Annotated in this window: 10 protein-coding genes; 4 read left to right on the top strand and 6 right to left on the bottom strand. The window is 60.2% G+C overall.

Going from position 1 to position 13,187, the window contains the following annotated elements:
- Together ACK5JN_RS00620 and norW are read left to right on the top strand one after the other, a co-directional pair.
- Window positions 1-1,010: rubredoxin (locus tag ACK5JN_RS00620; protein WP_416868370.1), on the top strand; the 1,010-nt coding region annotated here is incomplete at its 5' end.
- Window positions 1,007-2,140 (top strand): NADH:flavorubredoxin reductase NorW, encoded by a 1,134-nt coding sequence (gene norW, locus ACK5JN_RS00625; RefSeq protein WP_416868371.1) that lies wholly within the window; start codon window positions 1,007-1,009, stop codon window positions 2,138-2,140. The genes ACK5JN_RS00620 and norW, both read left to right, overlap by 4 nt.
- A 193-nt stretch (window positions 2,141-2,333) precedes the next feature.
- Here norW and ACK5JN_RS00630 read toward each other — a convergent pair whose 3' ends face one another.
- The 5 genes from ACK5JN_RS00630 to ACK5JN_RS00650 form a co-directional block, all read right to left on the bottom strand.
- Window positions 2,334-3,350, bottom strand: coding sequence for a HoxN/HupN/NixA family nickel/cobalt transporter (locus tag ACK5JN_RS00630; RefSeq protein WP_416868372.1), 1,017 nt, complete (start codon window positions 3,348-3,350; stop codon window positions 2,334-2,336).
- An 11-nt stretch (window positions 3,351-3,361) separates the two neighbouring features.
- Window positions 3,362-5,587 carry a carbamoyltransferase HypF gene (gene hypF / locus ACK5JN_RS00635; protein WP_416868373.1) on the bottom strand — a complete coding sequence of 742 codons (2,226 nt, stop codon included), beginning with the start codon at window positions 5,585-5,587 and terminating at the stop codon, window positions 3,362-3,364.
- A gap of 5 nt (window positions 5,588-5,592) precedes the next feature.
- Window positions 5,593-7,743: a formate dehydrogenase subunit alpha gene (fdhF, locus tag ACK5JN_RS00640; protein ID WP_416868374.1), complete on the bottom strand. Its 2,151-nt coding sequence runs from the start codon at window positions 7,741-7,743 to the stop codon at window positions 5,593-5,595.
- A gap of 36 nt (window positions 7,744-7,779) precedes the next feature.
- Complete coding sequence (hydN, locus tag ACK5JN_RS00645; RefSeq protein WP_416868375.1) at window positions 7,780-8,325, bottom strand: electron transport protein HydN; 546 nt, start codon at window positions 8,323-8,325, stop codon at window positions 7,780-7,782.
- Window positions 8,326-8,469: 144 nt separating this feature from the next.
- Window positions 8,470-9,483, bottom strand: a complete 1,014-nt coding sequence (locus ACK5JN_RS00650) for a LacI family DNA-binding transcriptional regulator (protein WP_416868376.1) — start codon at window positions 9,481-9,483, stop codon at window positions 8,470-8,472.
- Window positions 9,484-9,745: 262 nt separating this feature from the next.
- On the opposite strand from ACK5JN_RS00650, the gene ascF reads away from it, so the two are divergent.
- Both ascF and ACK5JN_RS00660 read left to right on the top strand, forming a co-directional pair.
- Entirely contained in the window at window positions 9,746-11,203 is a 1,458-nt protein-coding gene (gene ascF, locus ACK5JN_RS00655) for a PTS cellobiose/arbutin/salicin transporter subunit IIBC (RefSeq protein ID WP_416868377.1), read from the top strand.
- Between the two features lie 17 nt (window positions 11,204-11,220).
- Window positions 11,221-12,645: a 6-phospho-beta-glucosidase gene (locus ACK5JN_RS00660; RefSeq protein ID WP_416868378.1), complete on the top strand. Its 1,425-nt coding sequence runs from the start codon at window positions 11,221-11,223 to the stop codon at window positions 12,643-12,645.
- A 423-nt stretch (window positions 12,646-13,068) separates the two neighbouring features.
- Here the strand turns inward: ACK5JN_RS00660 and ACK5JN_RS00665 are convergent.
- On the bottom strand, window positions 13,069-13,187 hold a 119-nt coding region (locus ACK5JN_RS00665), incomplete at its 5' end, for a family 1 glycosylhydrolase (RefSeq protein WP_416868379.1).

Consider the following 13,187-nt stretch of genomic DNA (forward strand, 5'->3'; position numbering starts at 1 on the left):
ACTGGCCGGACAGCATGATGACCTACATGACCGGCGACGCGGTGCTGTTCAGCAACGACGCCTTCGGCCAGCACTACTGCGACGAACGCCTGTTCAACGACGAAGTTGATCAGACCGAACTGTTCGAACAATGCCAGCGCTACTACGCCAACATCCTGACCCCGTTCAGCCGTCTGGTGACGCCGAAAATTACTGAAATCCTCGGCTTCAACCTGCCGGTGGATATGATTGCCACCTCCCACGGCGTGGTATGGCGCGATAACCCAACGCAGATCGTTGAGCTGTACCTGAAATGGGCGGCGGACTATCAGGAAGATCGCATCACTATCTTCTACGACACCATGTCCAACAACACCCGCATGATGGCGGACGCCATTGCCCAGGGCATTAACGAAGTTGACCCGAACGTGGCGGTAAAAATCTTTAACGTCGCCCGCAGCGATAAAAACGAAATCCTGACCAACGTCTTCCGTTCCAAAGGCGTGCTGGTAGGGACTTCAACCATGAACAACGTGATGATGCCGAAAATCGCCGGCCTGGTGGAAGAGATGACCGGCCTGCGTTTCCGCAACAAACGCGCCAGCGCCTTCGGTTCTCACGGCTGGAGCGGCGGCGCGGTTGACCGTTTGTCTACCCGCTTACAGGATGCTGGTCTCGAAATGTCGCTGAGCCTGAAAGCCAAATGGCGTCCGGACGTTGACGCGCTGGAAGTGTGCCGTCAGCACGGCCGTGAAATCGCCCGTCAGTGGGCGCTGGCGCCGCTGCCGGAAATGAACACCGCATCAGCCACAGCGAAAGAAGCGTGCGCCTGTGCCGCCGCGGCAGCAGCCGACCTCGGCCCAAGCATGCAGTGCAGCGTCTGCCAGTGGATCTACGACCCAGCGAAAGGCGAACCAAACCAGGACGTCCAGCCGGGTACTCCGTGGACTGACGTTCCAGATAACTTCCTGTGCCCGGAATGCTCGTTAGGTAAAGACGTCTTTGACGTACTGGCAACGGAGGCAAAATGAATCATGGCATTGTGATTATCGGCTCGGGCTTCGCCGCCCGCCAGCTGGTGAAAAACATCCGTAAACAGGATGGGAGCGTCAAACTGACGCTCATCGCCGCCGACAGCATCGACGAATACAACAAACCGGACTTAAGCCACGTGGTGAGCCGGGGGCAGACCGCCGCCGACCTCACCCTGCAAACCGCCGGTGAGTTCGCGGAGCAGTACAACCTCAACCTGTTCCCGCAGACCTGGGTGACCGGTATTGATGCCGACGCCCACGTGGTGAAAAGCCAGAACCATGAATGGCAGTACGACAAACTGGTACTGGCCACCGGCGCGGCGGCGATGGTGCCGCCGGTGCCGGGCAAGGAGCTGATGCTGACCCTCAACAGCCAGCAAGAGTTCGGCGCCGCGCAGAGTACGCTGCGCGATGCGAAGCGGGTGCTGATTATCGGCGGCGGGCTGATTGGTAGCGAGCTGGCGATGGACTTCTGCCGCGCTGGCAAAGCGGTCACCGTGGTCGACAACTCGGCCAGCGTGCTGGCGTCGCTGATGCCGCCGGAAGTGAGCAGCCGTTTACAGCATCGCCTGACCGACATGGGCATTCATCTGCTGCTGAAAACCCAGCTTCAGTCGCTGGAACAGACCGCGACCGGCATTCGCGCCCGCTTTGACCGCGACCGCCACATTGAGGTTGATGCGGTGGTAGCCGCCACCGGCCTGCGTCCGGAAACGGCGCTGGCGCGGATGGCGGGCCTTGAGATTAACCGGGGCGTGAAGGTCGATAGCACCCTGCGCACCAGCCACCCGGATATTTACGCGCTGGGCGACTGTGCGGAAATTAACGGGACGGTGATGCCGTTCCTGCAGCCGATTCTGTTAAGCGCCATGTGCCTGGCGAAAAACATTCTCGGCCAGCCCGGCGAGCTGAAGCTGCCGAACATGCTGGTGAAGGTGAAAACGCCGGATCTGCCGCTGCATCTGGCCGGGGAAACCCGTCGTCAGGATCTGAACTGGACCATTGAAACCCGCGCCGACGGTATGCTGGCGCAGGGCTACGACGAAGGCCAGCAGCTGCGCGCCTTCGTGGTCAGCGAAGAGCGGATGAAAGAAGCATTTGGTTTGTTGAAGTCGCTCGCCAGTTAAGAAGTCTACGCTCTGTCCACTGTTTTACTTAACCCTCAAGCACATGGAAGTACTGAAGTCTGATTTTGCCCCGGTGCCCCGGGGCTTTTTTTGGGTGTGGGTGGGGGGGTGTCCCCGGCGGGGGGGGGCTCGCCGGGGCTACCTTTGTAAGGTAGCCGGGCCGCGCGCAGCGACGCCGGGAACGGCTCAATACTTACCGCACTACCAGCGCATCATAGTTACGCCAGCGGTAGTTCACCATCGACACCAGCCAGCACAGCGCAAACAGGCCAATCACCACAAAGCCCGCGTTGCCAAGGTTATCGCTCAGCATCGATACGCCGCTCCAGATACCGCCGGAGAGATCGAACTTATCGATAATCAGCCCCAGCGCTTCCAGCCCGCCGATAAACAGCGCCACCACCACGGAAGCACCGGTGATGGTCATGTTGTAGTACAGCTTGCGCTGCGGTTTATTGAAGGCCCAGCCGTAGGCGCCAACCATCAGAATATTATCCAGCGTATCGACCAACGCCATGCCGCTGGCGAACAGCGCCGGGAAGACCATAATCGACCACATCGACATCCCGCTGGAGGCGCTGGCGGCGGAGATACCCAGCACGCCGATTTCGGTGGCGGTATCAAAGCCAAGGCCGAACAGGAAGCCGACCAGATACATGTGCCAGCTTTTGCCGATCAGGCGGAAAGTGCGGCTGAACAGCGCGTTCATCAGCCCGCCGGTTACCGGTACGTCGGCGGAAACCGATTCGCCTTTTTTCAACGCCTGGAAGCTGCGCCATACGCCGCGCAGAATCACCAGGTTCACCAGCGCCATCGCCAGCAGGAACACGGCAGAAACCGTGGTGCCGATAATGCTGCCTGTATCGTGGAACCAGCTCATTTTATGCTGGAAGGCGGTCGCCGTGGCGGCAATCGCCACCGACGCCAGCACCACGATGGAGGAGTGGCCGAGTGAGAACCAGGCCCCCACGCCGAACGGACGTTTGCCCTGCTGCATCATTTTGCGGGTGACGTTATCGATCGCCGCGATATGGTCAGCGTCAACCGCGTGGCGCAGGCCGTAGCCCCACGCCAGCAGGCTGGCGGCCATCAGCGCGCCGTTATGGCCAAACGCCTGCCACGCCCAGCCCCAGGCCAGCAGGTTCGCTAACACCAGAACCAACACCAGCAGCGACGCCCGCGGCTGTTGACGAAGAACATTCCACAACATGAATAACTCCTTTAAAGCTGATGACGAGCCGCCGCAATCACGGCCTGCCCGTATGAAATCGCCCCATCGCCCGCGGGTAACCGCTTCGGAAAGAGCAAAGTGAAATCGTGTAAATAGTGCATAAGCCGCGCGCGCAGCAGCGCGTTGTGCAGCACGCCGCCGCCGAACGCCAGCGTGGAAATTGCCGACGGTTCCGCATGTTGACGCATTAAGGTCGCCACGCCGCCGGCCAGCGCATCGTGAAACGCCCACGCTTTCTGCGCGGGGGTCGCCCGCCAGCGCAGCCAGGTTTGCCAGAAGGTGGCGAGGTCAAGCTGGCCCTCACGCACCGGCATGGTCACCGGATGGGCGACGCCCGGGCAGGTTGCCGCCAGCGCCTCAAGGCGACACGCCGCCTCCCCTTCATAGCTCAGCGCAAGCGGTGCGCAGCCCAGCGCACAGGCTACCGCGTCAAACAGTCGGCCGCAGGAGGAGGCCAGCGGGCTATTCAGCCCGCGCGCGATCGCCCGGTGCAGCAGCGGCCAGTTTTGCGTCTGCAAGAGTTGAGTATCCGCAAACGCCTGCCAGTCAGGGACGAATGCCAGACAGTGCGCCAGCAGGTTGCGCCACGGCTGTTTCGCCGCCAGGTCACCGCCCGGCAGCGCCACCGGCGGCAGGCCGCCCAGATGCTCGCACTCCCGATAGTTGACGCGCAGGCACTCGCCGCCCCACAGCGCGCCGTTTTCCCCCATGCCGATACCGTCCAGCGCCATCGCCATCACATCGCCACCGTTGAGCGGCCAGTCGTGCTCCGCCAGACAGGCGGCAATATGCGCATGGTGATGCAGCACCCGCTGCTGCGGTAACCCGCTGACCTCCGCCCAGAGCGAGGAGCGGTAGTCCGGGTGCGCATCGGCAACCACCGCCTGCGGGGTAAAATCGTAAATCGCCTGCATTACATTCAGCGCCTGCCGCCACTGGGCTTCGACGCCGTCATCGGTCAGGTCGCCAAAATGCTGGCTCACCACCGCCTGATCGCCGCGCACCAGACAGAAGGTGTTTTTCATGTCCGCACCGAGGCACAGCGTCGGCGGCACGTCGCGAAAGCCCGGCGGCAGGGGCAGCGCGTCCGGCACGTAGCCGCGCGAACGGCGCAGCATTTCGCCGCTCTGGCGCACCACCGAGTCGTCCATACGCTGGACGATGTCGCGGTTATGCAGCAGAAAACCGTCGGCGATGTCGGCGAGATCCGCCAGCGCCTGTTCATTGCTTAACGCCGGCGGTTTACCGCTCAGATTGCCGGAGGTCATCACCAGCGGGCGGCCCAGCGCCTGCATCAGCAGATGCTGGAGCGGGTTGGCGGGCAGCATCACGCCCACTTCGGCCAGGCCCGGGGCGATGGCGTCGCAGAGGCCCGTTACGCGCGCTTTATCCACCAGCACAATCGGCGCGGCGGGCGTGGTCAGCAGCGAACGGGCGTCCATCGGCAGCGCGTCGACGTTCGGTAACATCACCGCCAGCGGTTTTGCCGGGCGATGTTTACGCGCGCGAAGCTCTGCCACCGCCTGCGGGTTGCCGGCGTCACAGGCCAGATGGAAGCCGCCGATGCCCTTCACCGCCACGATGCCGCCGGCGTTTAACATCGTAATCGCCGCCTTGAGCGCCGCCTCTTTCGCCGCGCGCTGGCTGCCGCTCTGCCAGCTCAGCCACGGGCCGCAGTCGGCGCAGGCCACCGGCTGGGCGTGAAAGCGACGGTCATACGGGTTGCGGTACTCCGCCGCGCACTGCGGACAGAGCGGGAACGCCGCCATCACCGTGAAAGGACGGTCGTAGGGCATGGCGTTGATAATGGTAAAGCGCGGCCCGCAGTGGGTGCAGTTGATAAACGGATAGCGGTAGCGCCGCTCCTGCGGGTTGTTCATCTCCGCCAGACAGGCCGGGCAGGTCGCCGCATCGGGGACGATCTGCGTACTCATCGCCCCGGCGCCGCTCTGACGGATAGTAAAATCGGTCGGGATGGTCGGCCAGTCGAACGGCTCGACCTGGGTACTGTCGATGCGTGCAAGCGGCGGGCAGTGCTGGTACAGCGCGGCGATGAAGTCCACTTCATCGCCGTACAGGCGCAGCAGTACCCCCGCGCTGTCGTTACAGACATCGCCCCGGCAGCCGCGCTGCTGCGCCAGCTGCCAGACGAAGGGGCGGAAGCCCACCCCCTGTACTTTTCCGCAGATGCGGATCTGCACGCCGTTTGCACTCATTATGATTACCCGTGTACCGCGGCTTTCAGGCGCATTTTCATCGACTGATAGCTCTGTAGCGCATGATTTTCGGCCCAGCGCTGATCCTCAATCGCCTCGACCTTCACCGCGCAGTACTTGGTTTCCGGCGTTTTGGAGATAGGGTCCAGATTATCCTGGGTCAGTTCGTTGCAGGCGCCAATCCACCACTGGTAGGTCATGTATACGCTGCCGTGGTTGATGCGTTCGCTAATGTTCGCGCGGCTGATGACCTTGCCGCGGCGCGAGGAGACCCAGACCAGCTGTTTGTCCTGCACCTTGAGACGTTCGGCGTCCTGCGGGTTCATCTGTACGAAGCCTGGCTCATCGGCCAGCGACTGCAAGGCGGCGCAGTTGCCGGTCATCGAACGGCAGGAGTAGTGCCCCACTTCACGCACGGTGCACAGCACCAGCGGGAAGTCGGCATCCGGGCTCTCAGCCGGCGCGCGCCACGGCGCAGCGAACAGATGCCCTTTGCCGTCCGGCGTCGCAAACTGATTACCTTCATACAGGTAGGGCGTGCCGGGGTGATCCAGCGTCGGGCACGGCCACTGCACGTGGCCCATGTCACCCATTTTTTCGTAGGTCACGCCGTAGAACAGCGGGCACAGCTCGCGCATTTCGTCCCAGATTTGCTGGTTGTTGTCGTAGTGCATCGGGTAGCCCATTTCGCGGGCGATCAGGCTGATAATCTCCCAGTCGCGCTTAACGTTATAGGCAGGTTCGATGGCTTTTTCGAAGCGCTGGAAGCCGCGGTCGGCGCAGGTAAAGACGCCGCCGTGCTCGCCCCAGGAGGTGGCGGGCAGCAGCACGTCCGCCTGCTCGGCGGTTTTGGTCATGAAGATATCCTGCACCACCACAAAATCGAGCGCTTCGAAGCCTTTGCGCACCAGCCCTAAGTCGGCTTCGGTTTGCAGCGGATCTTCGCCCATGATGTAGTAGGCTTTCACCTTCCCTTCAATCGCCAGATGCGGCACTTCGGTAATGCGCACGCCAACTTTGTCGTCCATCAGGCTGGCGTCGATGCCCCAGGCGTTGGCAAACTTCTCGCGCACCAGTGGATCCACCACGTCCTGATAGCCGGGGAACTGGTTCGGCAGCACGCCCATATCACAGGCACCCTGCACGTTGTTCTGCCCGCGAACCGGGCCGACGCCAACGGCTTCACGCCCGAGGTTGCCGGTCAGCAGCGCCAGGCTAGCCAGCCCTTTCACCACGTCGACCGCCTGGCCGAACTGGGTGACGCCCATGCCCCACATGATGGTCGCCGACGGCGCGGCGGCGTAGGTGCGCATTGCCTGACGAATCTGCGCGGCGGACAGCCCGGTTAATTCTTCCACCGCTTCCGGCGCGTAGTCTTTTACCACCTCGCGCATCTCATCCAGCCCGGTGGTGTAACGCGCGACGTACTCTTTGTCGTACAGCTCTTCTTCCAGCAGCACGTGGGCGAAGGCGTTCACCAGCGCCATATTGCTGCCGTTACGCAGCTGTAAATGCTGGTCGGCGATGCGCGCGGTTTCAATTTTGCGCGGATCGCAGACGATAATTTTCGCGCCTTTATCTTTGGCTTTAATGACGCGACGCGCCACGATCGGGTGCGAGTCGGCACAGTTGTAGCCAAAGACCAGCAGGCAGCGGGAATTTTCAATATCGCCAATGCTGTTGCTCATCGCGCCGTTACCCAGCACATCCTGCAACCCGGCCACCGACGGGCCGTGGCACACACGCGCGCAGCAGTCGACGTTGTTGGTATGCAGCACGCCGCGGGCGAATTTCTGCATCACATAGTTGGTTTCATTACCGGTACCGCGCGATGACCCGGTGGTCATAATGGCGCGCGGCCCGTATTTGGCTTTGATATCGCTTAGCCGCTTCGCGGTGTAGCGAATCGCCTCATCCCAGCTCACGGGGGTAAATTTGCCCCCTTTTTCATAGCGGATCATCGGCTGCGTCAGACGCGGCGTCAGCAGCTGAGTATCGTTAAGGAAATCCCAGCCATAGTAGCCTTTCAGACACAGCTCGTTCTGGTTGGTTTGCCCATCAGCCGCCTCGGCGCGAATAATCTTGCCGTGGTCGACGACCAGCTTCAGTTTGCAACCAGCACCGCAATAAGGGCATACACTCGTGATTTTTTTCATCAGTAACAGACCTGTTAAAAGAGAAATGAAGGATGATTAAAGAGAGATAGACGCGGCGCTTTCCAGCGCAGCGCGACGGCGTTTTTCCGCGCTCAGCTGTTCCAGCTTGCTGCGGTCTACGCAGAACAGCGCGTGCGTCGGGCACGCTTCCATACAGGCAGGGCCTTCTTCGCGGTGGAAGCAAAGGTCGCACTTGTTGGCTTCCGCTTTTTCCGCACGCACCTTCAGCCCTGCGCCGCTGTCGCGAACCACCGGACGCACCACCACTTCCATGGCGCCGTACGGGCAGGCCACTACGCAGGTTTTGCAGCCAATGCAGCGTTCCTGCATGACGTGGATAAACCCTTTATCACGGATAATCGCGCCGTTCGGGCAGACGTTGGCGCACGGCGCGTCTTCGCACTGACGACAGGCGGTGGCGGTAGAGACATCTACGCCCTTAATAACGTGAATACGCGGCAGGAAAGACTGCGGCGTCAGCGCGGCGCAGTCCTGATCCTGCTGGTGAGATACCACGCAGGCGACTTCGCACGTACGGCAGCCAATACATTTACTCGCATCAGCGATGATGAAACGGTTCATCAACTTCTCCAGCTATGACAGTGATTGCGCGGGAGAATGCATTATTCGAGCCAACTTTTAGTTGATTGATTAGTAAGACTATTTTTAGAAGTGTCTGCGGGAACAGGCTGTCATCGTCACTTATGACGATGACAGCTGACGACATTAGCGATGCGGCCCTGCCACGATGGACTCGCGCTCAATCAATTCGCCGGGGAAGGTTTGTTGATATTTAAAATCACCGCCGTCGAGCATAAAGATAAGGCGATGGATGGTCTCTTTGATCATTTCCGTAACCGGAATGCGCACGCTTGAAAGCGCTGGAATCATATACGGCGCGAGCGCGATATCATCAAAGCCAATAACCGATACCTGCTGTGGTACCGCTATTCCGTGGGCGTGAAGACGTTTAATTGCCCCTACCGCCATATCGTCATTACTGGCCACCAGCGCGCTGAATGTCACCTGCCGCTCCCGCAGGGTATCAACGCCTGCCGCGCCGGTAGCGGGCGTCCATTTTCCTTCCACAATCAGCTCATTACGCACCGCAATGCCGTGCTTCGCCAGCGCGTCTTTATACCCGGAAAGACGTTCAATCCCGGTGGGTGAATCCAGCGAACCGGTAATAAAAGCAATATCACGGTGGCCCAGCGTAATCAGTTTTTCCACCGCCTGCTGGCTGGAGGTTTTTTGATCGCAATACACGCAGTGGCTGCTATTTCGCCGTAGCCGACGATTAATCACCAGCACCGGCTGTTGCTGCTGCTGAATAATGTCGTCAATTTCATCGACGCTTAAAAAACGCGGATAAATAATAATGCCATCGCAGCGCAGATCGAGCAGATACTGAATCGCCTCACGTTCGTCCTCGGCGCTGTGTTTACCGTCCGCCAGCACCAGACGGCGGCCCTGATCCTCGGTCATGCTCGCCGCGTGATACAGCAGTTCACTAAAGTACACGCCGTGATAGAGGGTGTTGGTCACCACCAGCCCGATGGTCTGCGTTTTTTTCGTGGCCAGGTTACGCGCCAGCAGATTGGGCCGGTAGCCGCTCTCTTCAATCGCCAGAAACACCCGATCTTTGGTCTCCTGGCTGACGTAACCGTTGCCCGACAGCACCCGAGACACGGTGGCTTTCGATACGCCGGCCCGCTGTGCTACCTCCAGCATCGTCGTCATATTCATACCCTTAAGCAATTATCTGGCTGCAGTGTACTTCACCGTCTGGCGATTTTCAGCAATGACGAAACGGCTGTCTTTTTCGCCACCACCATTTGATGTGATCGGTTTCACGAATTAATTAAAAACAAAATTTATATCTTGTAGTCACAAAATAAACACCTGATGATTATGTGGAACCGGTTTCCTATGCAACGTTTCATCCGCTAAAAAATTCCGCTGATGAACGATAAGTACCCTACTGATAAAACAGGATTTTCCGATGGCTAAAAATTATGCGGCTCTGGCGCAATCCGTAGTGAGCGCGCTTGGCGGCGCGGGTAACATCGCCGCCGTCACGCACTGCATGACGCGTCTGCGCTTCGTGCTGAAAGACGATACCCAGGTCGATAGCGCCACGCTTAAAGGCATCAGCGGCGTGATGGGCGTGGTACGTACCGACAGCCAGTGCCAGGTGATCATCGGCAACACCGTTTCGCAGGCCTACCGCGAAGTGGTGAGCCTGCTGCCGAACGACATGCAGCCGCCCGCTCCGGTTGGAAAACCGAAGCTTACGCCACGCCGTATTGGCGCGGGGATCCTGGACGCGCTGATCGGCACCATGTCGCCGCTGATCCCAGCGATTATCGGCGGATCGATGGTTAAGCTGCTGGCGATGATCCTCGAGATGACCGGCGTGCTGCCGAAAGGCGCGCCAACGCTGACCATCCTGACGGTGATCGGCGACGGGGCGTTCTTCTTCCTGCCGCTGATGGTTGCGGCGTCGGCGGCGGTAAAATTCAAAACCAACATGTCGCTGGCGATCGCTATCGCTGGCGTGCTGGTGCACCCAAGCTTTATTGAGCTGATGGCGAAGGCCGCCCAGGGCGAGCACGTCGAGTTCGCCTACATTCCGGTCACCGCGGTGAAATACACCTACACGGTGATCCCGGCGCTGGTGATGACCTGGTGCCTCTCCTACATTGAACGCTGGGTCGACAGGATCACCCCGGCGGTGACCAAAAACTTCCTCAAGCCGATGCTGATCGTGCTGATCGCCGCGCCGCTGGCGATCCTGCTGATTGGCCCGATTGGTATCTGGATCGGTAGCGCCATCTCCGCGCTGGTATACACCATTCACGGCTATCTGGGCTGGCTGTCGGTCGCCATTATGGGCGCGCTGTGGCCGCTGCTGGTGATGACCGGGATGCACCGCGTGTTTACGCCGACCATTATTCAGACCATCGCCGAAACCGGCAAAGAAGGGATGGTGATGCCGTCAGAAATCGGCGCCAACCTGTCGCTCGGCGGTTCATCGCTGGCGGTGGCGTGGAAAACGAAAAACCCAGAGCTGCGCCAGACCGCGCTGGCCGCCGCCGCATCGGCGATTCTGGCCGGTATTTCGGAACCCGCGCTGTACGGGGTCGCCGTCCGTCTGAAGCGCCCGCTGATTGCCAGCCTGATTAGCGGCTTTATCTGTGGTGCCGTCGCCGGTATCGCCGGGTTAGCCAGCCACTCCATGGCCGCACCGGGGCTGTTCACCAGCGTGCAGTTCTTCGACCCGGCGAACCCGATGACCATTGTGTGGGTGTTTGGCGTGATGGCGCTGGCGGTGGTGCTGTCGTTCATCCTGACGCTGATCCTCGGCTTTGAAGATATTCCGGTTGAAGACGCCGCCGCCGAAGCGCGCAAGCGCCAGGCGACAACGCCTGCTAACGCAGCCGCTACACCTATTTCCTGATTTTAGCGAGGTAACGCATGTCGACATTTCCACAAGACTTTCTCTGGGGCGGCGCGATTGCCGCTAACCAGGCCGAAGGGGCTTATCTTGAAGGCGGCAAAGGGCTGACCACGGTAGATATGATCCCGCACGGCGTGAACCGTCTGCCGGTTAAGCTGGGCCAGGAGAAGCGTTTCGCCCTGCGCGACGATGAGTTTTACCCCAGCCACCAGGCGATCGATTTCTATCATCGTTATAAAGAAGATATCGCGCTGATGGCGGAAATGGGGTTCGGCGTATTCCGCACCTCCATCGCCTGGAGCCGTCTGTACCCGAAGGGCGATGAGCTGACGCCTAACGAGGAAGGCATCGCCTTCTACCGCGACCTGTTCCGCGAGTGCAAAAAGTACGGCATCGAGCCGCTGGTGACGCTGTGCCACTTCGACGTGCCGATGCACCTGGTGACCGAATACGGTTCGTGGCGCAACCGCAAAATGGTGGAGTTCTTTACCCGCTACGCCCGCACCTGTTTTGAGGCCTTTGACGGGCTGGTGAAATACTGGCTGACGTTCAATGAAATCAACATTATGCTGCACAGCCCGTTCTCCGGGGCCGGGCTGGTGTTTGAGGAGGGCGAAAATCAGGATCAGGTGAAGTACCAGGCCGCACACCACGAGCTGGTGGCAAGCGCGCTGGCCACCCAAATCGCCCACGAGGTGAATCCGCAAAACCAGGTGGGCTGCATGCTGGCGGGCGGCAATTTCTATCCCTACTCCTGCAAGCCGGAGGATGTGTGGGCGGCGCTGGAGAAAGATCGCGAAAACCTGTTCTTTATCGACGTGCAGGCGCGCGGCCGCTACCCGGCCTACTCGGCGCGCGTGTTCCGCGAGAAAGGCGTGACCATCGCCAAAGAAGCTGGCGACGATGAAGCGCTCAAGCACACGGTCGACTTTGTGTCGTTCAGCTACTACGCCTCACGCTGCGCATCGGCGGATATGAATGCCAACAACACCAACGCCGCCAACATCGTGAAGTCGCTGAAAAACCCGTACATTGAGGCCAGCGAATGGGGCTGGGGTATCGACCCGCTCGGCCTGCGCATCACCATGAACATGATGTACGACCGCTATCAGAAGCCGCTGTTCCTGGTGGAGAACGGACTGGGCGCGAAGGACGTGGTGAACGCCGACGGCCAGATTGACGACGATTATCGCATCAGCTATTTGCGCGAACATATCCGCGCGATGGGCGATGCCATTGAAGACGGGGTACCGCTGATCGGTTACACCACCTGGGGCTGCATTGACCTGGTGGCGGCGTCGACCGGTGAAATGAGCAAACGCTATGGCTTTGTGTACGTCGACCGCGATGACGCCGGCAACGGGACGCTGGCGCGGACGCGTAAGAAATCGTTCTGGTGGTATAAGAAGGTGATTGCCAGCAACGGGGAAGATTTGGCGTAGAGACTCATCGGTTTCAGTAATTCTGGTTTTTGCTGTTAACTAAAAGACCGCACTGGTGTTAGTGGCGTCTAAATCGCCGAAGCGTTCCCTGAAGGCCGGGGCAGCCCACAGGGATGTGGGCTGAGGGCGCGGCTTTACAGGGATGTTACCTCGCGCCCGACCCGAAAGCCGTAAGGGATAAGCTGAGGGAACCGCGTAGCGGCGATTTTGCCGCCAGAGCCCGGGGGTGCAGGGGGCGGCGGCGACTGGCCGCCCCTTGCGCGCTCCCTGCGCCCGTACAATTTATGTGGCGATAGCTGAAAAGGAGCGCAACGGAGTGATCAATCCAAATACATCTCCCTCCTATCTGATCACTGTCGCCGGGGAGCTGTGTATACGAGACAATTGCGGGGGCGTGGCCGCTCGCGTCAACGCTCCGGGCCATTACGCCAAATCTTCCCCGTTGCTGGCAATCACCTTCTTATACCACCAGAACGATTTCTTACGCGTCCGCGCCAGCGTCCCGTTGCCGGCGTCATCGCGGTCGACGTACACAAAGCCAT

The organism is Kluyvera sp., assembly GCF_047971185.1.
In the GTDB taxonomy this organism is placed as follows: domain Bacteria; phylum Pseudomonadota; class Gammaproteobacteria; order Enterobacterales; family Enterobacteriaceae; genus Kluyvera.